Source organism: Natronospira sp. (assembly GCF_007134575.1).
GTDB lineage: Bacteria > Pseudomonadota > Gammaproteobacteria > Natronospirales > Natronospiraceae > Natronospira > Natronospira elongata.
The window spans coordinates 1-23,400 of sequence record NZ_SLKM01000014.1; the positions used below are offsets into that span (position 1 = coordinate 1).

Sequence of the window (23,400 nt, forward strand, 5' to 3'; positions counted from 1 at the left end):
ACGAAGCGCTGGCGGCGGCGGCCGTAGCCACTGTCGGTGTCAGGCTCGGCCTCGATCAGCTTGCCGATGCGGGCAGTGACAATCTGTTCCAGCTCTTCCTCGAACTGACGGATAGGGTGGCCGGTGAGGTAAAGGCCCAGGGTTTCCTTCTCCGCCGCGAGCCGGTCCGGTTCTTCCCATTCGGGGATTTCCGCGATGGCCGTGCTTTCCGGGGCCGACTCGGGGGCAGGCTCCGAGAGGCCAAACATGTCGTTCTGCCCCGCCTCGCGGGCCCGGCGGTCCTGTTCCGCCCGATGCAGGCATTCCGGCAGCGCCGCCATCAGGCTGGCGCGGTTGGGGCCAAGGCTGTCCATGGCGCCAGCGCGAATGAGGGCTTCGAGCACGCGCCGGTTGACCTTCTGCAGGTCCACCCGGCGACAAAGGTCCTGCAGATCCCGGAAGGGCCCCTTGTCCCGGCGTTCAGCCAGCACCACATCGATCGCCGAGCGACCCACGCCCTTGACTGCACCCAGGCCGTACTGTATCTCGCCGGCCTCATTGACGGTGAAGGCATTGTCGGATGCGTTCACATCCGGGGGATGGACCGTCAGGTCCATGTTGCGACATTCGTCGATCAGGACCACCACCTTGTCGGTGTGGTCCATATCGGCCGACAGCGTCGCGGCCATGAAGGCGGCCGGGTAATGAGCCTTGAGCCAGGCGGTCTGGTAGGACAGCAGGGCATAGGCGGCGGAATGGGATTTGTTGAAGCCGTAGCCGGCAAACTTCTCCACCAGGTCGAAGATATATTCCGCGGTCTTGGGCTCCACGCCCCGCTCGGCGGCGCCATCCACGAAGACCTTGCGCTGGCGGGCCATCTCCTCGACTTTCTTCTTGCCCATGGCGCGGCGCAGGAGGTCCGCGCCGCCCAGGGTGTAGCCGGACAGCACCTGGGCAATCTGCATCACCTGCTCCTGATACAGGATGACGCCGTAGGTGGGCTCGAGGATGGGCTCCAGGTCCGGATGGGGATAGGTGACTTCCGCCCGGCCATGCTTACGGTTGATGAAATCATCCACCATGCCGGACTGCAGGGGGCCGGGGCGGAACAGGGCCACCAGGGCGATGATGTCTTCGAAATTGTCCGGCTGCAGGCGCCGGATCAGGTCCTTCATGCCGCGACTTTCCAACTGGAACACCGCGGTGGTCCCGCAGGCCTTGAGCAGATCGAAGGTGGGCCGGTCATCCATGGGCAGGGCGGCAACATCCAGGGGCGCCTCCCCTTTCCGCTTGCGCTGCTCATCGGCGATCTGCACCGCCCGATCGATGATGGTCAGGGTGCGAAGCCCGAGAAAGTCGAATTTCACCAGGCCGGCGGATTCCACATCGTCCTTGTCCAACTGGGTCACCGGGTTGCCACCGCCCGGTTCCACATAAAGCGGGGTGTAATCGGTCAGCACGGAAGGCGCGATGACCACGCCCCCGGCATGCTTGCCCGCATTTCGGGCCATGCCTTCCAGGGACAGGGCCCGGTCGATGAGATTGCGGACCTCTTCGTCTTCCTCGTAGTTCTGGCGCAGCTCTTCCTCTTCCTCCAGCGCCCGTTCCAGGGTCATGCCCACTTCGAAGGGGATCAGCTTGGCGATCCGGTCCACATAGCTGTAGCCATGGCCGAAAACACGGCCCACGTCCCTGACCACCGCGCGCGCGGCCATGCTGCCGTAGGTGATGATCTGGGAGACCTTCTCGCGCCCGTACTTGTCCGCCACATACTCGATGACCCGATCGCGACCTTCCATGCAAAAGTCCACATCGAAGTCGGGCATGGAGACACGCTCGGGATTGAGGAAGCGCTCGAACAGCAGATCGAATTCAAGCGGGTCCAGGTCGGTGATCTTGAGCGCGTATGCCACCAGGGACCCCGCCCCGGAACCACGCCCCGGCCCCACCGGCACATCGTTGTCCTTGGCCCATTGGATGAAATCGGCCACCACCAGAAAGTAGCCGGGAAAATCCATGGAATTGATGACCTCGAGCTCCCGGTCGAGGCGTTCGTAGTAGGGCCGGATCTTGGCTTCCAGGTCTTCGGTGCCCGGGGGAAAGATCTGTTTGAGCCGTTCTTCCAGGCCACGGACCGATTCCTCGCGCAGATAGCTTTCCGCGGTATGACCTTCCGGGATGGGAAAGTCGGGCAGGTCGTTCTTGCCCAGTTCGATTTCCACGGTGCAGCGGCGGGCAATCTCGACGCTGTTCTCCAGGGCCTCGGGGATGTCCGCGAACAGCTCGGCCATCTCCTCGGGACTGCGCAGGTACTGTTGGCGGGAATAGCGGCGGGGCCGCCGGGGGTCATCCAGGGTGCGGCCTTCCTGGATGCAGACCCGAGCCTCATGGGCCTCGAAATCCGACTCGTTCAGGAAACGCACATCGTTGGTGGCCACCACGGGGGTGCCGGTATTGGCCGCCAGCTCCACCGCGGCGTGGAGATAGTCTTCCTCCCCTTCCCGGCCGGTGCGCACCAGCTCCAGGTAATAGCTGTCCGGGAAACGCTCCCGCCACCAGTCCAGGATTTCCATGGCCTGTGGAGTCCGCCCCGATAACAGGGCGCGACCCAGATCCCCCTCACGGGCGCCCGAGAGCGCGATCAGACCATCGCAGCTCTCCCGGTCCAGCCACCCCCGATGGACCAGGGGCTTGCCCCGATGCTGGCCCTCCACATAGGCACGGGTAATCAGACGGGTCAGATTGCCGTAGCCCTTGTGATTCCGACACAGCAGGGTAATCCGGCTGGGCTGGTCCCGGTCGCCCGGCTCGTCGAGCCACAGATCCGCCCCCAGAATGGGCTTGATCCCGGCGGATTCGGCGGCACGGTAAAACTTGACCAGGGCGAAGAGGTTGGACTCGTCGGTCATCGCCACCGCCGGCATCGCCCGCTCGGCCACGGCCGAGGTCAGACCCGCTACCCGGATGACACTGTCCACCAGGGAGTACTCGGTGTGGACCCTGAGATGCACAAAGCTGGCGGTCATTGGGACACCTCTGACAAGGCGCGACGAACGGGCGAAAAACTGCGCCGGTGAATCTCACAGGGCCCGTGTTCGGCCAGGGCCCGGAGGTGGGCCGCGGTGCCATAACCCTTGTGCCCGGCGAAGCCATACTCAGGATAGCGCTGATCGGCTTCCCGCATCCAGCGATCCCGGTCCACCTTGGCAATGATGGAGGCGGCACTGATGGCCGGGTGGCTGCCATCACCACCGACGATGGCTTCCCCCGGCACAGGCAGCCGGGGCAGCTGATTGCCGTCCACCACCGCCGCCGTGGGCAAGGGATCCAGCCGACTCACCGCCTGGGTCATGGCCTCAAGAGACGCGCGACCGATGTTGAGGCGATCCACTTCGGCGGCATCCAGGTAAACGATGGAGACGGCCAGCGCCCTGGCCCGAATCTCCAGGGCCAGGGCCTCACGACGTTTCTCGCTGAGCTTCTTGGAGTCGGCAAGCCCTTCGATGGGATGGTCGGGATCAAGGATCACGGCGGCGGCGACCACCGGACCGGCCAGGGGGCCACGGCCCACTTCGTCCACGCCGGCGATTCGCCCTCGATTGATCAGGTCCAGACCGGCTTGCTTCATGACCGATTCCGCTTGACCAGCTCCAGTACCGCTTTGGCTGCCTGCTCCGGACCCGCACTGCGCAACTCACCGGCCAGTTCGGCGAAACGCCGGGACAGGGCCTCGCGCCGATCGGGATCATCCAGCAACTCCCCCACCGCCGCGGCCAGCCTGGCCGGTCGGGCCCTGGACTGAAGATACTCGGGCATCAGCATTTCCCCGGCGAGGACATTGGGCATGGCCACATGGGGCGTTTTGAGCAGGCGAAAGGTCTTGACCAGGGTGTGGGTCAATGAGCTGACCTTATAGGCCACCACCGTGGGCCTTTCCAGCAACATGGCTTCCATGGTGGCGGTTCCCGAAGCGGCCAGCACCACATCCGCCGCCGCCATGCACTCCCGGGGCTGGGAGCGGACAATCCGCACGGGAAATTCCAGGCGATTCCATTGCGGTAGCGCCGCCAACTGGGCTTCCACCTTGTCCCCGGGAACCGGCATCACGAATTCCAGTTCCGGGCGTTCCGCCTTCAGCTTCATCGCGGTATCGAGAAAAACCGGCCCCAGCCGTGATACCTCACCACTACGGCTGCCCGGCAGCAGCGCCACCACCGGGCCCTTCTCGGGCAGCTTGAGGAATCGGCGCGCCTCGGCCCGATCCGCCCGCCCCGGAATCTCGACGGCCAGGGGGTGACCGGCAAACACCGCTTTGAGATTCTGGCCCCGGTAGCAATCCGGTTCAAAGGGGAAGAGACACAGGAGCAGATCCGCCGCCTGGGCCACTGTCTTGACCCGGCCGGCACGCCAGGCCCAGACGGTGGGGCTAACATAATGGACCGTGGGGATGCCGGCCTTGCGTACCCGCTTCTCCAGGCCCAGATTGAAGTCCGGCGCGTCGATGCCGATTACCACGTCGGGTTCATCTTCAATCAAATAATCCGCCAGCTCACGACGCAGACGAATCAGCCGTGGCAGTTCCTTCACCACCTCGGACAGACCCATGACCGAGAGCTCTTCGATATCGCCGATCTCTCGGCAACCGATCATTCGCATGCGAGGGCCGGCCACGGCCTCGAAGGAGACATCCGGTTCCAGCTTGCGCAGGGCGCGCATCAGGCCAGCGCCCAGTTGGTCGCCGGAGGCTTCTCCAGCAATCAGGGCTACTCTAAGGCTCATTTTCCTACCCCCGGGACTGGAGACAGACAATAGGCGCCCGACATTGAACCGGGCGAATCAGAACGACCCCTGGTCAGCAGGGAAGCAGCAATTCAGCGCACGATACTCCGGCTGGTATCGCGAATAAAGTCGACCATCTTGGCCACTTCCGCCGAGCTTTCCGCCAGGGCCTCAAGATTGCCCAGCGCCTCTTCGAGACGAAGACCGGAGCGATACAGCACGCGATAGGCGTGGCGGATTGATTGCAATTGCTCGCGAGTAAAGCCGCGCCGGCGCAGACCGACGGCATTGAGGCCATGGGGGTCCGCCGGCATGCCGGAAACCGTCAGGTACGGCGGCACATCGCGGGTCACACCCGCGTCCATGGCACAGAAGGCATGCTCGCCGACACGGCAGAACTGGTGAATCTTGCTGAAGCCCCCAAGGACGGCATAGTCGCCGATGTGAACATGCCCGGCCAGGGTGGCCGCATTGGCCATGATGGTGTGACTGCCCACCTTGCAGTCATGGGCGATATGGACATAGGCCATGATCCAGTTATCGTCACCAATGGCGGTAACCCAGTCGTCCTTGATGGTCGCCCGGTTGACGGTGCAGCACTCACGGAAAGTGTTGCCATCGCCAATTTCCAGGCGCGTGGGCTCATGGTTGAAGCCCTTGTCCTGGGGTACTTCGCCAATGGAGCAAAACTGGTAGAAATGGTTATCCCGGCCAATGGTGGTTGGCCCCTTGATCACCACATGCGGACCGACCACGGTGCCTTTACCGATCTTCACATCCTTGCCGATGATCGAGAAGGGGCCAATCTCGACCCCTTCATCAATTTCGGCACCCGGATCGATAACCGCCCGTGAATCGATCATTCCTCAATCTCCCGCGCCGCGCACATCACCTCCGCGCTGGCCGCCAGTTCCCCGTCAACCTCGGCACGGCAGTCAAACTTCCACATGCCACGGCTGGTGCGAATAATACTGGCATGAAGCATGAGCTGGTCACCCGGCTCCACCACGCGCTTGAAGCGGGCCTTATCAATCCCGACGAAATAGAACAGCATGTTGTCCGGTGCCTCACCCTGAGTCTCGAAGGCCAACAGGCCCGACGCCTGAGCCAGCGCTTCCAGGATCAACACGCCAGGCATCACCGCCCGCTGCGGAAAATGCCCGGGGAAATAAGGTTCATTGACGGACACATTCTTCACCGCCCGAATGGACTCTCCGGGCACGCACTCAACTACCTTGTCCACGAGCAGGAAAGGATAGCGATGCGGCAGGAGGTGCTTGATTCGATGAACATCCATGGAAATGGGGGCAGTCACGATTTTTCTCCCTTGTCTTTGAGCTCCCGCTCCAATCGGGCGACCCGGCGAGCCAGGTCATCCAGCTTGCGGAAGCGTGCACTGTTCTTGCGCCAACTGGCACCGTCATCCATGGGCAGACTCCCGGAGTAGATGCCGGGCTCACGAATATCCCGGCTCACCAGAGTCATGGCCGTTACGACTGCGCCATCGGCAATCGTCAGATGACCGGCAATTCCGACCCCTCCGGCAATCATGCAGGAGCGGCCAATCTTGCTGCTGCCGGCGATGGCAGTGCAGCCTGCAATGACGGTATTGGCACCAATCTGCACATTGTGGGCGACCTGAACCTGGTTATCCAGCTTGACACCGTCGCCAATGACCGTGTCTTCAATAGCGCCCCGATCCACCGTGGTCGCGGCACCGAGTTCGACCCGGTCACCAATCCGCACGCCGCCAAGCTGGGGGACTTTCACCCAGTCATCGCCATCCGGCGCAAAGCCGAAGCCATCCGCACCGATCACCACACCGGCATGGATCAGGCAATCCCGCCCTATCGTCACGCCCGGCTCGATTACCACCCTAGGGCGCAAACGGCTGCCGGCACCGATCCGGCTGGGCCCGGCGACCACGCAGCCGGGACCGATCTCCACGCCATCGGCCAGCTCAACGCCGGCGCCAACGACGGCACCAGCACCCACATGCACGCCTTCCCCGAGGGTGGCTCCGGGATCGACGCTGGCCGAGGAACTGATTCCCGCCTCGGCCTTGCCCGCCGGATGCAGCAAAGCGGCCGCCCGGGCATAGTCGGCATAGGGGTTGTCACTCAGAAGGGCCGCCACGGGACAATCCGCGGCGTCCCTGGCATGGAGTATGACCGCACCGGCACGAGTGGAGCGCAGATGCTGACGGTAACGGTCGTTGGCGAGAAAGCAAAGCTCGCCCGGCCCGGCGGACTGAATCGTGGCAACCGATTCAATCCGCCGGGCCGGGTCACCTTCAAGCTGAAGGCCGAGCGCCTCGGCCAATTCACCCAGGGTCAAGAGGTACCCCGGATCAGCCGTCGTTCTCGGCCCGGCGGCGCAGCCGTTCAAGCACGGCGTCGGTGATATCAACCTGGCTGGAGGCGTAAAAAACCCCCTCGCCCACCACCAGATCAAGGCCGTTGTCGCGAGCATAGGTCTGAACTTCGCTCATGATCAGACGCTGCAAGCTACCGAGGGCCTCGTTGCGACGGGCATTGAAATCTTCGGCCAGATCGCTCTGCATCCGCTGAAGGGTGCGCTGGATGTCGCGCACTTCGCGCTCGATATCCCGTCGCTCATCTTCACTCATCACATCGGCGTCACGCTCCAGGCGGTTCTGCAGCTCCTGAGCGCGGCTCTGATACTCACGCATCTCGCTTTGCGCAGGCTCGAACTCGCGCTGCAACTGCTGGGACAGGTTCTGGGCCTGGGGCGACTGCTCCATGACCCGGCCCACGTCCACATATCCGACGCTGACATCGGCCAGGGCGACCATGGGAGCCAGGGCCATGGCCAGTACAAAGGTCAAACGCACGGTCATCTTCTTCATCTTCAAAACACTCCCACCAAAATGGTCAATATCCAGCAGTTAGTCGTCCAGTGTACCACTGCGAGGGCCGAGCCCCGAGTGGCTTAAAAGCCCCCGCCCAGATCGATCTGGAAGCGGTCAACGATATTCCGGGCATCGTCCTCGTCGCGGACGTTGATCGGACGGGCCAGACTGAAACGCATCAGGCCCATTGGGGTCAGCCAGGTTGCACCGATACCGGCGGAGAGCCGCAGATCACTGGCGTCCACCGCATCGATGTCGTCCCAGACATAGCCCGCATCATAAAACAGGAAGAAGCGATATTGAGCCTGCTGCCCCGGACTGTCTTCGTCGGCAAAGAAATTGGGCAGGATCAGCTCATTCTGAACGTTGGCCAGTACCGTCCCGCCGTAAGGCCGGCCGCGGGAATCCACCGGGCCCAGTCGGGCCGGCCGGTAGCCACGCACCGAGGTGGGGCCACCCGCAAATACCTGCTTGAAGGGCGGCAACTGGAAGGTGTCATCGCCATAGGGCTCGCCGTAGGCCACTTCAGCGTTGACCCGCAGGGTCCAGTCATCCGCAAGGCGCAAGAAACTGTCCTGACGCAGACGCAACATCCAGTACTCGAGATCCAGCCCCGGCACGGCCACATCCAGGCTGAGGACCCGGCGAATACCCCGGTCGGCGAACAGGGCGCGATTACGGGTATCCCGCACCCAACCCAGGTTCAGCTCGGCCGAATCCATGCGGGAGCCGCTGAAGCCACCCCGCTCGAACTGTTGACCATGAGTCTGAATGAACTCCCGGAACTCATCCGAGGTACCCGAAGATTCCACAAACTCACTGCGGCGAACACTGAAGCCATAACGAATGGAATCAAACTCGGAAATCGGCAGCCCATAACGCAGGTTCATCCCCGTACTGGTGGTGGACACCGGAGACTGCCCCTGAGCGAACAGAGACTGACTGGAATAGAAGCCGCCAATGGTCCGCGAGACACCATCCTGGCTGGCGTAGGGATCCGTGTGGCTCAGGTTGAGAAATTCACCCAGCTGGTTGGATTGCAGGTCCAGCGTCCCCTGGTGGCCAAGGCCGAAGAGGTTGTTGTTCTGGACCGCCACATTGGCCGACAGACCGGCGAAGCCGCCATAACCCACGCCCACCTGGAATTGGCCAAAGTTTCGTTCCTGAACATTGATTTCCAGGTCTACTTCATCACTGGCATCCGGCGATGGGACTTCCTCGATGTCCACGCGCTCCACGAAGGGAAGGCGTTGCAGACGGACCCGGGAGCGATTCACGTCCACATTGGACAGTGGTGCGCGCTCGAACTGCCGCAGCTCCCGGCGATAGACCTGATCGTCGGTGGACTCGCTGCCCGTGACGCGGATTTCTCGAACGTAAATCCTCTCACCAGGCTCCACGAAGAAGAGCATGGAGACTTCACGCGCATCATCATGCAATTCCGGCACCGGCGTCACTTCGGCATGGGCGTAACCGGCCGCACCGAGACGTTGCTCGATGAACTCGGCACTGCGCTCGGCCCGTGCCAGGTTGAAGGTATCCCCGGCATTGACCTGAATGAAGGGCCGCAGCTGCTCCTCGGGGACCGGGAATTCACCCAGCATCTCAATGTCACGGATGGTGTAGACATCCCCTTCATGGACATTGATGGTGAGAAAAACGTCTTCCCTGTCAGGACCAATGGATACCTGAACGGACTCCACAGCAAAATCGGCATAACCCCGGTCCATGTAGAAAGAGCGCAAGGTTTCCAGGTCACCCCCGACCTTCTCTCGGGAATACTGGTCGCGGGAGGAGAAAATCGTGCGCCAGCCGGAAGGGCGCAGCTCCAGTTGCCGCAACAAGCGGTCATCCTCAAAGGCCTCGTTACCGACGATATTGATCTGTCGGATATTGGCGACCCGTCCTTCCTTGATCTCGATCCTCAGCTCGACCTGATTGGAGCCCAGGTCACGCACCACCGGGGTAATGGATACGCCGTAACGGCCCTGGGCGTAATAGGTCCGATACAGTTCCTGCTCCAGTTGGTCGACCAGCAATTCGTTCAGCACCCGGCCTTCATCAATGCCCTCTTCGCGCATGGCGCGACGCAGCATCTCGGTCTCGATCTGCCGGTTACCGCTGATCTCCAGGCGTGCAATGGTTGGGCGTTCCTCCACCCGAACCACCAGGGTGTTGTCATCCCGTTCCAGAATGACATTATCGAAGAAACCGGTATCGTAGAGTTCCTGAATGGCACCGCGCACGGCCATCCGATCCACCCTGTCACCCACCTCAATGGGCAAATAGGTCAGCACCGTACCCTCGGAAATGCGCTGGAGGCCTTCCAGGCGGATATCCTCAACGACGAAGGGTTCAGCCTGCGAATGCGCCACGGCGGGCAGCATGAGCAGGGCCAGTATCCATCCAAACAGCAATTTTTGACCGGCTTTCAAGATCCTACCTCGTCTTCAGAAACAAAATGACCGCCCGTGGAGTGGTTACCAAACCCACTCCGCCGCACGGACTCAATCCACGAATAGGCGCATCAGGTCGTTATAGAGCGCAAAGGCAATCAGCGCCGCGATCATGGCCAACCCGATCATCTGGCCCGCGGCCAGCATGGATTCGGGGACCGGTCGGCGTGTTGTCGCCTCGATGCCCAGATAGACCAGATGGCCACCGTCGAGGACCGGAATCGGCAATAAATTCACAATCCCGAGACTGATACTGACGATGGCGAGAAAACCCAGGAAAGATACCAGTCCCGAGCTCACAGTGACACCCGCATAATGGGCAATATTGATTGGCCCGCTCAGATTTCGGACCGAAACCTCACCAGTAATCATCCGCGTCAGCATGCGCAGGGTCAGCCGGGTCATTTCGCCGGTATTGACCACACCCATGCCCAGAGCCGTCACCGGCCCGTAGCGCTCCTCGCTGCGCATGCGATCGATCAGGTCCTCGGGGACGTGGGGGGCCGCGCCAATCCTGCCCTCTCGCCCATCGTCGGTTTCCACCTCCGCCGGGACCAGTTCAATGGTCATGCGCCGACCGTCACGTTCCAACTCGACAGCGAGCCGTTCCTCCGGTCGGGCGGTGACAGCCTCGCGGAAAAGCTGCCAGGTTTCAAGCCTTTCCCCATCAACGGTCAGGATTCGGTCGCCCCTTTGCAGCCCCGACCCGGCAGCGGCGCCGTCGTCAGCCAGTTCACCAATAACCGGGGGCAAGGCCTCGAACCAGGGGCGCAGGCCGAGTCCGTCCAGCAAGGCGCCCGGCTCGGTTAGTGCCCGGCGGCGCTCAGGGTCCACCGAAAGGGTCAGATCGTACTCGCTACCGCCCCGAAGCACGGTGAGTTCAATCGGTCGGTCATCCAGGATCCCATCCAGCAGCTCGATACTGGCGGTGCGCCAGGTGGGGGTACGTCGGCCATTGACGGCAACGATCTCGTCGTCGCCGTGGATGCCGGCCTCGGCGGCGGGGGTGTCGTCGGCCACCTGGCCGATCACCGGCTTGAGCCCGGGAATGCCGGCGACAAATATGGCCCAATAGGCAAGAATGGCGAAAAGAAAATTGAAGGCGGGGCCCGCCAGGACAATCACCGCTCGGCGCGAGACAGACTGGCGATTGAAGCTGCGCGCCCGATCGGCCTCGCTGACTTCATCCTCGCGCTCATCCAGCATTTTGACGTAGCCGCCGAGCGGCAGGGCACCGAGCTGATACTCCGTTTGGTCGGCCCCCAGGCGACGCTGGAAGATGGGGCGACCAAAGCCCACCGAGAATCGCAGGACCTTGACCCCGCAAAGGCGGGCGGCGAGATAATGACCGAACTCATGCACGGTCACCAGGATGCCGACGGCGAGAACAAAGCCGGCGATGGCGATCAAGATACTCACGGCCGGCTCTCCACTGCCCCTGGGTCAGCCCCCATCCAGGCACGAACCTCTCCATCCAGGGCCAGAACAGACTCCAGATCCCCGCCGGCCACGCCGGCGAAGGCATCCATGGCCGCCGACACCCGGGCCGGGATGGAGGGGAAATCGCGGCGGCCGGCCAGAAAATCCGCCACGGCCACTTCATTGGCGGCGTTAAGCACCACGGGCATGCCGCCACCGGCACGGGCAGCCGCCTCCGCCAGACCCAGGGCTGGGAAGCGGTTCCGGTCGGGGGCTTCAAAATGCAGGCTGGCCAGTTTCACGGGATCCAGGGCCTCTACACCGGCGTCGATTCGATCCGGCCAGGACAAGCCGCTGGCAATGGGGGTGCGCATGTCCGGCTGGCCGAGCTGGGCGATCACCGAGCCGTCTTCATACTCCACCATGGAATGAATGACGCTCTCCGGATGAATGACCACCCGGATCCGGTCAGGTTCCAACTGAAACAGGCGGCAAGCCTCAATTAATTCCAGGCCCTTGTTCATCATGCTGGCCGAATCCACCGAGATCTTTCGACCCATGCTCCAGTTCGGGTGCTTGCAGGCCTGCTCGGGGGTCGCCGCCCGAATGGCGGCCGCATCCCATTGCCGAAAAGGACCACCGGAGGCGGTCAACATCACCGAGCGCAGGCCCGACACGGCTTCACCGCAGCGGTAACCGCCCGGCATGCATTGAAAAATGGCATTGTGCTCACTGTCGATGGGCAGCAGCTCGGCGCCGGACTGACGAACCGCCGCCATGAGCAGATCACCGCACATCACCAGTGGCTCCTTGTTGGCCACCAGAACCCGCTTGCCGGCGCGTACGGCGGCCAGCGTGGACATGAGGCCAGCGGCGCCGACAATGGCGGCCATGACCGTGTCCACCGAATCCATCGCCGCCACTTCATCCAGGGCGGCAGCACCGGTGGCCACCCGGGTCTCCAGACCGGCGGCTCGAAGCCCCCGTTCCAGTTCAGCCGCACCATCCGATTCCACCAGAACAGCGACCGCCGGCCGATGGGCCAGGCACTGTGCCAGCAATTCCCGGTGATTCCGGTTGGCACTGAGCGCCACCGCCTGAAAATAATCGGGATGACGGGCCAGCACATCCAGGGTGCTGCGCCCTACCGAGCCCGTGGAGCCGAGCACCGCGACCTGTCTCACGCCGGCTCTCCCAGCAGCATCAGGCCCACCAGGAAGATCGGCGCCGCGATCAGCAGACTGTCCACCCGGTCGAGAATGCCGCCATGCCCGGGGAGAATCCAACCGCTGTCCTTGGCGCCCGCCTGGCGCTTGAGCATGGACTCAATCAGATCGCCGGTCACCGACAGACCCGCGGTCAGCAAGGCAAGGAAGACGAAGGGACCCAGCCGCTCGATGTTCAACCACCAGGCAGCGACAACGGCCACCAGGGCCGCCAGCAGGAGGCCGCCGGCCACCCCTTCCCAGGTCTTGCCGGGACTCACTCGCGGCGCCAACTTGTGGCGACCAAAGGCCTTGCCGGCAAAATAGGCCCCCACATCAGCGCCCCAGACCAGGCCGAAGAGTGTCAGCAACAACCAGGCACCGAGCGGCTCGCCATGGAGCAGAAACAGGGCGCTCCAGGCTCCAAGCAGCACGAGCAGGCCGAATAACAGTTTTGACAACGCCGGCGGTCGGCGGGTCGGCAGACACAGCCAGGCCAGGCCCAGCAACCAGACCGGCAGAACTAGCCACACCGCCCACTGGGCCAGACCCTGCCACTGCAACAACAGAGATAGCCCCGCGACCAGCGCCGCATAGGCCACCGCCAGTCCACGCTGTTCCGGAGACGCCAGCGCGGCCCATTCCTCCCCGGCAAGGCCGACGACTGCCGCCAGCACGACCCCGAACCAGAGATTGGGCAGAAAGAAGATGGCTGCAATGGCCAGAGGCCCGACCACCAGGGCGGTTATGATTCGCTGCCTAAGCACTGGCCTCTCCTTCATTGTCGGCCACTCGCCCAAAACGTCGTTCCCGTTCGCCAAAATCCGTGACCGCTTCACGCAGGGCATCGCCACCGAAATCCGGCCACAGGCGCTCGGAGAAATACAGCTCGGTATAGGCCAGGTCCCAGAGGAAGAAATTACTCAGCCGCCGCTCACCGCCGGTGCGGATGAACAGATCGGGCGCCGGCACGTCGGCCAGGGACAAGCCGGCGGCAAAGCCTGACTCATCAATGTCCTCGGGATTCAACTTCCCTGCGGCCACATCCCGAGCCAAGCGCCGACAGGATTCCAGAATATCCCAGCGCCCACCGTAGCCGGCGCAGATATTCAGAGTGAGGCTCTGATTATCCGCTGTCAGCGCCTCGGCTTCGGCCATGCGGGTCTGGAGGTCCTCGGGGAAACGGCGCCGGTCACCAAGAAAGCGGACACGGACACCGTTTTCATGAAGTTTTGGCAGGGCCTGTTTAAGGGCCCGCCGAAACAGATCCATGAGTCGATTGACTTCAGTCGCCGGTCGCGACCAGTTCTCACTACTGAAAGCGAACAGGGACAGCACGGGAACGCCCAGCTCACCGGCGGTGGCAATCACCTCCCGGGCCGCTTCCGCACCGGCCTGATGCCCCTTGTGGCGAGCCTGCCCACGCTCTTTCGCCCACCGCCCATTGCCATCCATGATAATGGCAATATGGCGGGGCAAGACCCCCTTACCGTCTCTGTCACCTTCCACTTCCGACATGAGTCAGCTGGATCAGACCTCCAGCAGCTCCTTTTCCTTCTCGGCCACGACGGCGTCCACTTCGCCCACGAACTTGTCGGTCACTTTCTGGATCTCTTCCTGGGCCTTGCGATCGTCATCCTCGGTGATTTCCTTTTCCTTCAGCAGTTCCTTGACGTCACTGAGGATATCCCGACGAATATTGCGAATGGCCACACGGGCATTCTCCGCCTCACCCTTGGCCAGGCGAATCATATCCCGACGCCGTTCCTCGGTCAGGGGCGGCAAGGGAACACGAATGACACTGCCCGCCGTTACCGGCGACAGGCCCAGGTTGGCACTCATGATGGCCTTCTCCACCTTGGGAACCATGTCTTTTTCCCAGGGTGTGACAGCCAGCGTGCGAGCATCTTCAACCGCCACGTTGGCGACCTGATTGATGGGCGTGGGCGCGCCGTAATAGTCCACCTTGATGGGCTCCAGCAGACTGGTATTGGCGCGACCGGTGCGCATGCGGGAAAGCTCCTCGCGCAGGGAGGAGACACTCTTTTTCATCCGCTCGGAAGCGTCTTTCTTAAGGTCTTCAATCATGCTGATTCTCCATTGTCCACCAGCGTGCCGATTTCACTACCGCCACGCAGAATACGCATGAGGTTGCCGGGTTCAAAGACATCAAAGACCCGCACCGGCAAACCGTTATCCCGACACATCACGATCGCCGTGGCGTCCATGACATTGAGCTTGTCTGCAATCACACGATCATAACTCAGATGGGCGTAACGGACTGCCTGGGGATTGGTCTTGGGGTCTGCGTCATAGACACCGTCCACCTTGGTGGCCTTGAGCAGCACATCCGCGCTAACCTCGATGGCCCGCAGACTGGCGGCGGAATCGGTGGTAAAGAAGGGGTTTCCGGTGCCGGCAGCAAAGATCACCACCCTGCCCTTTTCCAGATGGCGAACCGCGCGGCGGCGGATATAGTCTTCGCAGACCTCATTGATTCGAATCGCCGACATCACGCGGGCAAAGACACCCAGACGCTCCAGTGCGTCCTGCATGGCCAGGGCATTCATCACCGTGGCCAGCATGCCCATGTGGTCACCCGTCACCCGGTCCATGCCGGCATCGGCCAGGCCCGCACCACGGAAGATGTTGCCACCGCCGATGACTACGCCCACTTCCACGCCGGCCCGGGACACGTCACGGATCTCCTGGGCCAGGCGGGAGATAACCGCCGGATCGATACCATAATCGCCATCCCCCATGAGGGCCTCACCACTCAGTTTCAGCAGAATGCGGCGGTAACGAATTTCCGGCTCGGACATGCAATTTTCCCCTGGCTGCGTGACGATCTTTAAAGGGCCTTTCACCCACTTGCAACAAACCTCTGATCAGTTCCGACCCGCGCCGGACCCGACCAGAGGTTGCATTGGCTCTCCCTGGGGAGAGCGAGCCGGACCTGGGCCCGACCTGCCCGCCCCGGTGCCATACCGGGGCGGGCCAGGAAGGATCAGGAGCCCTTGGCTTGGGCCATCACTTCCTCGACGAAGTTGTCTTCCTGCTTCTCAATGCCCTCGCCCACTTCAAAGCGGACGAATGCCTTGACGCTGGCATCCTGGGACTTGAGCAGTTTCTCAACCTTGGTGTCCGGATCCTTGACGAAGGGCTGACCCAGCAGGGTGATCTCGCCCAACCACTTGTTCAGGCGGCCAGTGATCATCTTTTCGATGATTTCAGCAGGCTTGCCGGAACCCTCGGCCTGGGCCTTGAGAATGCCCTTCTCGTGCTCGACGGTCTCCGCCGGCACCTCGTCCTTGGAAACGCACATCGGCTTGCTGGCGGCAATGTGCATGGCCAGGTCACGACCCAGCTGCTCGTCACCACCCTGATAGGCCACGACCACGCCGATTTTCATGCCGTGCAGGTACTGGGCGATCTGGCCCTCACCGGCATCAACGATCTGAAAACGGCGCACGCTCATGTTCTCGCCAATCTTGGCAATCAAGGCGCGACGGGCCTCGTCCACGGTTTCACCACTGGCCAGCTTGAGCTGATCCAGGGCGGGGACGTCGGCCGGACTCTCCTTGAGAATCGTTTCAGCCACCTGATCGGCGAACTGACTGAAATCATCGCCACCAGCGACGAAGTCGGTTTCGCAGTTCACTTCCAGGATGACGGCACGGCCACCTTGACTCTTGACCACGATGCGGCCTTCGGCAGCCACTCGGCCGGCCTTCTTGTCGGCCTTGGCCATGCCGGCCTTGCGCATGTGTTCGATAGCGGCTTCCATATCACCGCCGGTCTCGGTCAGCGCCTTCTTGCATTCCATCATGCCGGCGCCGGTGCGCTCCCGCAGCTCCTTAACTTGAGATGCAGAAATACCCATTGTTCCACTCTCCGTATTCTGTTTGCCCTTGTCTTCCAATCAGAATCAACTGATTACTCGGAAGCGGTAGTCGTCTTTTTCTTGGCAGCCTTCTTGGTGGCCTTCTTCTTGGAAGCGGTCTTCTTGGCCGCTTTCCTGGTGGCCTTCTTGGCAGCCTTCTTGGCGGTCTTCTTGGACGCAGCCTGGTCGTCGCTCTCGTCCTTGGACTCGCCTTCGTCGGCCTTGGCAGCGGTCTTCTTCGCGGCCTTCTTCTTGGCAGCCTTCTTGGCGGTCTTCTTGGCGGCAGGGGCAGCCTTGGGCTTGCCTTCCTCGTCCAGCTCCACGAACTCGTCGTCGCCGGCAGCCTCGGCCATGCTCGGCACGGAAGCCTTGCCGTCGATCACTGCATCGGCAATGCCACGGGTGTAGAGCTGAATGGCGCGAATGGCGTCGTCGTTGCCGGGGATGACGTAATCCACCTCATCCGGGGCGTTGTTGGTGTCCACCACCGCCACGATGGGAATACCGAGCTTACGGGCTTCCTTGACGGCGATCTTTTCAAAGCCGACATCAATGATGAACAGCACATCAGGCAGGCCGGGCATATCCTTGATGCCACCAAAACCGCGCTCAAGCTTGTCCATCTCCCGGCGCAGCATGGTCACTTCCTTCTTGCCCAGGACGTTGAAGGTGCCGTCTTCTTCCTGCTCCTTAAGATCCTTCAGGCGCTTGATGGAATTGCGCACGGTGTTGAAGTTGGTGAGCATGCCACCCAGCCAGCGATGGCTGACGAAGGGCATGCCACAGCGCTCGGCTTCCTTCTGGATGGTCTCGCGAGCGGCACGCTTGGTGCCCACGAACATGACGCGACCGCCGTCGGCGGCGATCTTGCTCACGTAGTTGATGGCGTCCTGGTAAAGCGGCAGGGTCTTTTCCAGGTTGATGATATGAATCTTGCTTCGCTCACCAAAGATGTAGGGCTTCATCTTCGGGTTCCAGAAGCGGGTCTGATGGCCAAAATGGACACCCGCTTCCAGCATGTCACGCATGGATACGCTGGACATAGTCACTTCTCCGTTTTGTAAGGGTTGAGCCTCCATGTGCCCCATACGACAACCTCGGTGGCCCACCTCCCGGGGGAGATGGAGCCGACCGAGGCACCCAGCCGCATGTGTCGGCACATGTGTGGATTGCTTAATGTGGGCGCGCTTTATACCATAGGCGGGATATCAGCACAACGCGGAAAGGGCCTGTTTGCGCCGCTTCAAGCCCGCCTGGCCGCCCGACCCGGCACCCATGATCCGGGTGCGGGCGCCGGAAAACCGCGTCTGGCGGGCCCTGGCCCGCCTGCTGCCATTCCCGATCGCCCAGACCCGGCGCCGGGCCGCACTACAGACAGAATCACGGAAAACCATGGCCGTCACCATCAAGTCCCCGGAAGAACAAGAGAAAATGCGCGTGGCCGGCCGCCTGGCGGCGGAGGTCCACGAAATGATCGAGGAACACGTTCGCCCCGGCGTTACCACCGAGGAGCTGGACAGGATTTGCCATGACTACATCGTCAATGAGCAGAAGGCGACCCCCGCTCCGCTGGATTATCACGGTTTTCCCAAATCCATCTGCACCTCGCTCAATCACGTGGTCTGTCACGGCATTCCAGGGCCGAAGAAGCTCAAGAAGGGCGACATCGTCAATATTGACATCACCGTGATCAAGGATGGCTTCCACGGCGACACCTCCAAGATGTATTACGTGGGCAAGCCCTCGATCCAGGCTGATCGCATCAGCCGGGTGGCCCGCGAGGCCATGCTGGAGGGTATTCGCCTGGTCCGCCCCGGCACCCGCCTGGGGGATATCGGTTACGCCATCCAGAAATACGCCGAAGGGCACGGGTTTTCCGTGGTCCGGGAGTATTGCGGCCACGGCATCGGCCGGGGCTTTCACGAGGATCCACAGGTCCTGCATTACGGCAAGCCCGACACCGGGCTGGAATTGCAGGAGGGCATGACCTTCACCATCGAGCCCATGATCAATGCCGGCAAGCGCTTTACGCGGCTGCTGCCCGATGGCTGGACGGTGGTGACCAAGGACCACTCCCTTTCCGCCCAGTGGGAGCACACCGTGCTGGTGACCTCGGACGGTGTTGAAGTCCTGACCAAGCGCCGGGAAGAGGATGACCTCTGAAACGCCCAGGCGGCGACGCCCGACCCCGCCGCGTTTCGACAACGCCTGGCTGGCAGAGCTGCTCGCCGGTCGTGACCCCCTGCCCCAGCATCTCCGCGCTGCTCACAAGCATGGCAGTAGCCGCCTGAGCGAGCTGGCGACTGCCGGCGCCTCCGCCGCGGCCCTGGTCGCCGCTCGCAGCCGGATGATGGATACCCTCATCCGAGCCCTCTGGCGGCGCAATCTGGGCCGGACCCGGGGCCTGGTGCTGGCGGCGGTTGGCGGCTACGGCCGCGCCGAACTGCATCCCTGTTCGGACATCGACTTGCTGGTGCTGGCCGAAGAGAAGCTGAATGACCGCCGTGCTGCGGCCCTGGAGCAGTTCTTCACCGAGATCTGGGACATCGGCCCTGATGTGGGCCACAGTGTCAGAACACTGGAAGAATGCCGGCAGGCCGCCCGGGAAGACATCAGCACCGCCACCAATCTGATCGAGGCCCGCCGTCTCGCAGGCTCCAAAAAAACCTTCGAGGCCCTGCAGGAACTGGCATTCTCCGATGAGCTCTGGACCTCCCGCAGCTTCTTTGAGCGCAAACTCGAGGAACAGCGTACCCGGCACGCCAAGTACCACGACACGGCCTACAAGCTCGAACCCAATATCAAGGAAAGCCCCGGCGGTCTCAGGGACATCCAGATGATCGGGTGGGTGGCCAAACGCCACTTCGGTGCCCGCACCCTGGCCGACCTTGCCTCCTATGGTTTTCTCAGCCGCGAGGAACATCGGCGCCTGGTGGAGGGCCAGGGTTTTCTCTGGCGTATCCGCTGGCTACTGCATGAGATGACCGGGCGCCACGAGGACCGGCTGCTGTTCGATCACCAGCTGCGCCTCGCCGAGACCATGGGCTACGAGGACAGCGAGCACAGTCTGGCGGTGGAACAGTCCATGCAGCGCTACTACCGCACGGTGATGGAGCTGAACCGTCTCAATGAAATGCTGCTGCAGCTGTTCAAGGAAGCCATCCTGCTCGAGGGCGATCCCCGCATCCAGCCCATCAACGAGCGTTTCCAGCTCAAGAACGGCTACCTGGATGTAGTGGACCGGGATGTCTTCCGACGCGAACCCGGCGCCCTGCTGGAGCTGTTTCACCTGCTCCAACAACATCCGGAAGCCGAAGGGGTCAGCGCCGGCACCATTCGCCTGGTGCGCCAGCACTGCCATCTGATCAACGAGGATTTCCGCCGCAACCCGGACAACCAGGCCCTGTTCATGGCCATCCTGCGCGAACCACAGGGTGTCACCCACGAGTTCCGCCGCATGAACAGCTACGGGGTGCTGGGCCGTTATATCCCGGAGTTCGGGAAGATCGTCGGCCGGATGCAGTTCGACCTCTTTCATACCTACACCGTGGACGAGCACACCCTGTTCGTGCTGAGCAATCTGCGCCGCTTCGCCCTGTCCCGCTTTGATCACGAATTCCCCGACTGCAGCCGGGTCATGCGCGGTCTGCCGAAACCGGAACTGGCCTATCTGGCAGGCCTGTTTCACGATATCGCCAAGGGCCGCGGCGGGGATCACTCCGAACTGGGTGCCAGCGATGCCCTGCGGTTCTGCAAACGCCACGGCCTGAGCGAATACGATGCCCGACTGGTGTCCTGGCTCGTCCGGCAACACCTGCTGCTCTCGCTCACCGCCCAGAAGAAAGACATCAGCGACCCCAGAGTCATCCACGAGTTTGCCGAGAAAGTCGGCGATCAACTGCATCTGGACTATCTCTACATCCTCACCGTGGCCGATGTGCGCGCCACCAATCCGGAGCTCTGGAATTCCTGGAAAGCCAGCCTGTTCAGCGAGCTCTACCAGAACACCAGCCGCGCCCTGTGCCGTGGCTTGGTCAATCCGGTGGCCCGCGAAGAGCTGATCAACGAAACCAAGCGCGAAACCCTGGAGCAGCTGGATTCGGCCGGCATCAACACCGAGGCGGTCAGGGGAATCTGGTCCGCCCTGCCGGGAGATTATTTCCTCCGCCATTCGCCCTCGGAAATCCAGTGGCATACCCGCGCCCTGCTGGAACATGGTGACTCCGGCAAGCCGCTGGTGCAGGTACGGCGGGAGACCGAGCGCGGCGGCACCGCCGTTTTCGTCTGCTCCCCACGGGACGATCTGGCCTTCGCCCGCAGTACCGCCGCCCTTGAGCAGCTGGGCCTGACCGTGCTCGATGCCCGCATCGTATCCACGCGGGATGAACGCACCCTCTACACCTGGGTGGTGCTGGAAGCCGACGGCGAAGAGATCGAATCCGCCGAACGCGGCCGGGAGATTCTCAGGGTGATGGAACAGGAAGCCGGCCGCCTGGGCGGCGACCCACGGGATATTCGTCGGCGCATGCCACGTCAGCACCGCATGTTTTCCACCCCCACCCGCATCAGTTTCGCCGACGACGAACGCAACGACCGCACCATTCTGGAGATCACCACCGGCGACCGCCCGGGCCTGCTGACCCGCATTGCCGGCGCCCTGCTGGATGCCCGGGTGCGGCTTCAGAATGCCAAGGTGGCCACGGTGGGGGAAAAGGCGGAAGACATCTTTTTCATTACCGAAACCGATGACAGCCCCCTGGACAGCGAAGCCCGACGCCAGGAACTGGAACAGGCACTGAAACGGCAACTTGAAGACGGCGCTGACTCGACCTCGCTCTAATTTCACTCAAGTCACTACGATCGAGAACTAAAAGGGAGCCCATGAACCCCGATCTGGACAAACTGCACCCCTACCCCTTTGAACGCCTGGCGACCCTGAAGGCCGGCATTGAACCCCCGAAGGGGCTTTCCCATATTGCCCTGTCAATCGGCGAGCCCAAGCACGAACCACCGGCCTTTGTGATCGAGGCCTTGAAGGATCACCTGGATGGCCTGGCCTCCTATCCCATGGCACCCGGCATCCCCGAGCTGCGGGCCGCCATCGCCCGCTGGCTGTGCCGGCGTTTTGGGCTGCCGGAACAGCGCCTGGATATCGAACGTCACATCTTACCCCTTACCGGTACCCGAGAGGGCCTGTTTGCCCTGACCCAGGCAGTGGTGGAAGACAAGCCGGGTGCCGCCGTGATGATGCCCAACCCCTTCTATCAGATCTATGAGGGGGCGGCCCTGCTTGCCGGTGCCGAGCCCATCTATCTCAACACCACGGCCGAGAACGATTACCTGCCGGACCTGGATGCCGTGTCCCCCGAAGACTGGGACCGCTGCCAATTGCTGTTCCTGTGCTCGCCCGGCAACCCCACCGGCAAGGTCATGAGCCCCGAGTATCTCAAGCACGCCACTGCACTGGCCGACCGCCACGATTTCGTGATCGTCGCCGACGAGTGTTACTCGGAAATCTACCTGGGTGACACCCCGCCGCCGGGACTGCTGGAAGTCTGCGAACAGACCGGCCGCCATGACTTCAAGCGCTGTCTGGTCATGCACAGCCTGTCCAAGCGTTCCAATGTGCCCGGCCTGCGCTCGGGCTTCGTGGCTGGTGATGCGGACATCATCAAGCCCTTCCGTCTTTACCGCACTTACCACGGCTGCGCCATGCCCCTGCCGGCTCAACAGGCCAGCATCCCGGCCTGGGATGACGATGCCCACGTGGAACAGAACCGTGCCGCCTACCGGGCCAAGTTCGATGCGGTGTTGCCCATCCTTGAGCCGGTGCTGTCCTGCAGTCGCCCCGAAGGCGGCTTCTATCTCTGGGTCCAGGTTCCCGGTGGTGATGACGAAGCCTTTGCCCGGGATCTCTTCGCCGAGCAACACATCACTGCCCTGCCCGGTACCTACCTCTCCCGCGACACCGCCCAGGGCAACCCCGGCAAGGGCCACCTGCGCATTTCCCTGGTCGCCACCGTGGAGGAATGCACAGACGCTGCCCATCGCATCCGCCGCCTGCTGGAAACAAAAGGAAGCTGAGCTGATCGAATTGCGCCTACAGCCCGGATGGCGAGTCACTGATTGATTGGGGCTGCAGGCTTCATTCAGACTGATTTTTTTACACAGAGGTCACAGAGAATCCGCAGAGGGCCACAGAGGATATTGGAGGTATGAGCATGGAGGCTCATTCAGTACTGGATAATGCACTAACGAGGCGCGTAATTGGATGCGCAATCGAGGTGCATCGTGTGCTCGGGCCAGGCTTGCTTGAGAGTGCTTACGAACAGGCACTCGCTTACGAGCTTTCGCGCGCCGAACTGAATTTTTTTCGCCAGATACAATTACCTGTGGACTACAAGGGTACAGCACTTGAATCCGGATACCGGATTGACCTGCTTGTAGAAAACAAACTGATTTTGGAGCTCAAGAGCGTCGAAAAACTGATGCCTGTGCATACTGCACAGGTGCTCAGTTACCTGAGATTATCAGGCCACCCCTATGGATATTGATTAACTTCAATGTCCCGCGACTCCTAGATGGCGTCAAAAGACTGATAAAATAGAACACCTCTGTGTTCCTCTGCGGATTCTCTGCGTTCTCTGTGTCTAAGGAACCTCTGATCAATTCATTCGCGCCCGCAGCCAACGGGATTTTTCCTCTCGCGAGGCGCGACGAGCGTAGTGTAGCCGCTGTGCTACATGAGCGAGGAGCAACGAAGACGAGAGGGAAAATCCCGTTGGCCCACAAGGGGTTGGTGCTGAG

20 protein-coding genes are annotated in these 23,400 nt (G+C 62.1%); 4 read left to right on the forward strand and 16 right to left on the reverse strand.

What is annotated here, in order from left to right; all coding sequences use genetic code 11:
* The 16 genes from dnaE to rpsB all read right to left on the reverse strand — a co-directional run.
* A partial coding sequence (gene dnaE / locus ACJWXQ_RS00510; protein ID WP_406671919.1) for a DNA polymerase III subunit alpha occupies window positions 1-3,005 on the reverse strand: 3,005 nt, incomplete at its 3' end.
* Window positions 3,002-3,607: a ribonuclease HII gene (rnhB, locus tag ACJWXQ_RS00515; RefSeq protein WP_346049539.1), complete on the reverse strand. Its 606-nt coding sequence runs from the start codon at window positions 3,605-3,607 to the stop codon at window positions 3,002-3,004. The genes rnhB and dnaE, both read right to left, overlap by 4 nt.
* Complete coding sequence (gene lpxB / locus ACJWXQ_RS00520; protein ID WP_346049538.1) at window positions 3,604-4,758, reverse strand: lipid-A-disaccharide synthase; 1,155 nt, start codon at window positions 4,756-4,758, stop codon at window positions 3,604-3,606. Before lpxB ends, rnhB begins: the two co-directional genes overlap by 4 nt.
* Before the next feature lie 92 nt (window positions 4,759-4,850).
* Window positions 4,851-5,621 (reverse strand): acyl-ACP--UDP-N-acetylglucosamine O-acyltransferase, encoded by a 771-nt coding sequence (lpxA, locus tag ACJWXQ_RS00525; protein WP_346049536.1) that lies wholly within the window; start codon window positions 5,619-5,621, stop codon window positions 4,851-4,853.
* The gene (gene fabZ / locus ACJWXQ_RS00530) at window positions 5,618-6,076 is read right to left on the reverse strand and encodes a 3-hydroxyacyl-ACP dehydratase FabZ (RefSeq protein WP_406671923.1); all 459 of its coding nucleotides are present in this window, start codon (window positions 6,074-6,076) and stop codon (window positions 5,618-5,620) included. Before fabZ ends, lpxA begins: the two co-directional genes overlap by 4 nt.
* Window positions 6,070-7,095, reverse strand: a complete 1,026-nt coding sequence (gene lpxD / locus ACJWXQ_RS00535; RefSeq protein WP_406671920.1) for a UDP-3-O-(3-hydroxymyristoyl)glucosamine N-acyltransferase — start codon at window positions 7,093-7,095, stop codon at window positions 6,070-6,072. The genes fabZ and lpxD overlap by 7 nt, the downstream gene beginning before the upstream one ends.
* Window positions 7,096-7,108: 13 nt before the next feature.
* Window positions 7,109-7,627: an OmpH family outer membrane protein gene (locus ACJWXQ_RS00540; protein ID WP_346049532.1), complete on the reverse strand. Its 519-nt coding sequence runs from the start codon at window positions 7,625-7,627 to the stop codon at window positions 7,109-7,111.
* Between the two features lie 83 nt (window positions 7,628-7,710).
* A complete protein-coding gene (bamA, locus tag ACJWXQ_RS00545) occupies window positions 7,711-10,065 on the reverse strand; it encodes an outer membrane protein assembly factor BamA (protein ID WP_346049530.1) in 2,355 nt (784 codons plus the stop codon).
* A 72-nt stretch (window positions 10,066-10,137) separates the two neighbouring features.
* Window positions 10,138-11,505, reverse strand: a complete 1,368-nt coding sequence (rseP, locus tag ACJWXQ_RS00550) for an RIP metalloprotease RseP (RefSeq protein ID WP_346049528.1) — start codon at window positions 11,503-11,505, stop codon at window positions 10,138-10,140.
* Window positions 11,502-12,689, reverse strand: a complete 1,188-nt coding sequence (locus tag ACJWXQ_RS00555) for a 1-deoxy-D-xylulose-5-phosphate reductoisomerase (protein WP_346049526.1) — start codon at window positions 12,687-12,689, stop codon at window positions 11,502-11,504. Before ACJWXQ_RS00555 ends, rseP begins: the two co-directional genes overlap by 4 nt.
* Window positions 12,686-13,477: a phosphatidate cytidylyltransferase gene (locus ACJWXQ_RS00560; protein ID WP_346049524.1), complete on the reverse strand. Its 792-nt coding sequence runs from the start codon at window positions 13,475-13,477 to the stop codon at window positions 12,686-12,688. Before ACJWXQ_RS00560 ends, ACJWXQ_RS00555 begins: the two co-directional genes overlap by 4 nt.
* Window positions 13,470-14,228 carry a polyprenyl diphosphate synthase gene (gene uppS, locus ACJWXQ_RS00565; protein WP_346049522.1) on the reverse strand — a complete coding sequence of 253 codons (759 nt, stop codon included), beginning with the start codon at window positions 14,226-14,228 and terminating at the stop codon, window positions 13,470-13,472. Before uppS ends, ACJWXQ_RS00560 begins: the two co-directional genes overlap by 8 nt.
* A gap of 12 nt (window positions 14,229-14,240) precedes the next feature.
* Window positions 14,241-14,798 carry a ribosome recycling factor gene (gene frr, locus ACJWXQ_RS00570; protein ID WP_346049520.1) on the reverse strand — a complete coding sequence of 186 codons (558 nt, stop codon included), beginning with the start codon at window positions 14,796-14,798 and terminating at the stop codon, window positions 14,241-14,243.
* On the reverse strand, window positions 14,795-15,532 hold the full coding sequence (pyrH, locus tag ACJWXQ_RS00575) for a UMP kinase (protein WP_346049518.1): 738 nt from the start codon (window positions 15,530-15,532) through the stop codon (window positions 14,795-14,797). Before pyrH ends, frr begins: the two co-directional genes overlap by 4 nt.
* 185 nt (window positions 15,533-15,717) lie before the next feature.
* Window positions 15,718-16,593, reverse strand: a complete 876-nt coding sequence (gene tsf, locus ACJWXQ_RS00580; protein ID WP_346049516.1) for a translation elongation factor Ts — start codon at window positions 16,591-16,593, stop codon at window positions 15,718-15,720.
* A gap of 53 nt (window positions 16,594-16,646) precedes the next feature.
* The gene (gene rpsB, locus ACJWXQ_RS00585; RefSeq protein WP_406671921.1) at window positions 16,647-17,636 is read right to left on the reverse strand and encodes a 30S ribosomal protein S2; all 990 of its coding nucleotides are present in this window, start codon (window positions 17,634-17,636) and stop codon (window positions 16,647-16,649) included.
* Window positions 17,637-17,985: 349 nt separating this feature from the next.
* Between rpsB and map the strand changes: the two genes are divergently transcribed.
* The 4 genes from map (at window position 17,986) to ACJWXQ_RS00605 (ending at window position 23,147) form a co-directional block, all read left to right on the forward strand.
* Window positions 17,986-18,756, forward strand: a complete 771-nt coding sequence (gene map, locus ACJWXQ_RS00590; RefSeq protein WP_346049590.1) for a type I methionyl aminopeptidase — start codon at window positions 17,986-17,988, stop codon at window positions 18,754-18,756.
* Complete coding sequence (gene glnD / locus ACJWXQ_RS00595; protein WP_406671922.1) at window positions 18,746-21,433, forward strand: [protein-PII] uridylyltransferase; 2,688 nt, start codon at window positions 18,746-18,748, stop codon at window positions 21,431-21,433. Before map ends, glnD begins: the two co-directional genes overlap by 11 nt.
* Before the next feature lie 41 nt (window positions 21,434-21,474).
* Window positions 21,475-22,677, forward strand: coding sequence for a succinyldiaminopimelate transaminase (gene dapC, locus ACJWXQ_RS00600; RefSeq protein ID WP_346049512.1), 1,203 nt, complete (start codon window positions 21,475-21,477; stop codon window positions 22,675-22,677).
* Between the two features lie 131 nt (window positions 22,678-22,808).
* Entirely contained in the window at window positions 22,809-23,147 is a 339-nt protein-coding gene (locus tag ACJWXQ_RS00605) for a GxxExxY protein (protein ID WP_346049510.1), read from the forward strand.
* Window positions 23,148-23,400 lie beyond the last annotated feature (253 nt).

Bases quoted from the DNA above. Each gene is read 5' to 3' on its own strand.
- pyrH (WP_346049518.1), bottom strand. From the start codon at position 15,532: ATGTCCGAGCCGGAAATTCGTTACCGCCGCATTCTGCTGAAACTGAGT.
- glnD (WP_406671922.1), top strand. From the start codon at position 18,746: ATGACCTCTGAAACGCCCAGGCGGCGACGCCCGACCCCGCCGCGTTTC.
- map (WP_346049590.1), top strand. From the start codon at position 17,986: ATGGCCGTCACCATCAAGTCCCCGGAAGAACAAGAGAAAATGCGCGTG.
- rnhB (WP_346049539.1), bottom strand. From the start codon at position 3,607: ATGAAGCAAGCCGGTCTGGACCTGATCAATCGAGGGCGAATCGCCGGC.
- dapC (WP_346049512.1), top strand. From the start codon at position 21,475: ATGAACCCCGATCTGGACAAACTGCACCCCTACCCCTTTGAACGCCTG.
- uppS (WP_346049522.1), bottom strand. From the start codon at position 14,228: ATGTCGGAAGTGGAAGGTGACAGAGACGGTAAGGGGGTCTTGCCCCGC.
- lpxA (WP_346049536.1), bottom strand. From the start codon at position 5,621: ATGATCGATTCACGGGCGGTTATCGATCCGGGTGCCGAAATTGATGAA.
- ACJWXQ_RS00540 (WP_346049532.1), bottom strand. From the start codon at position 7,627: ATGAAGAAGATGACCGTGCGTTTGACCTTTGTACTGGCCATGGCCCTG.
- lpxB (WP_346049538.1), bottom strand. From the start codon at position 4,758: ATGAGCCTTAGAGTAGCCCTGATTGCTGGAGAAGCCTCCGGCGACCAA.
- rpsB (WP_406671921.1), bottom strand. From the start codon at position 17,636: ATGTCCAGCGTATCCATGCGTGACATGCTGGAAGCGGGTGTCCATTTT.
- frr (WP_346049520.1), bottom strand. From the start codon at position 14,798: ATGATTGAAGACCTTAAGAAAGACGCTTCCGAGCGGATGAAAAAGAGT.
- tsf (WP_346049516.1), bottom strand. From the start codon at position 16,593: ATGGGTATTTCTGCATCTCAAGTTAAGGAGCTGCGGGAGCGCACCGGC.
- ACJWXQ_RS00605 (WP_346049510.1), top strand. From the start codon at position 22,809: ATGAGCATGGAGGCTCATTCAGTACTGGATAATGCACTAACGAGGCGC.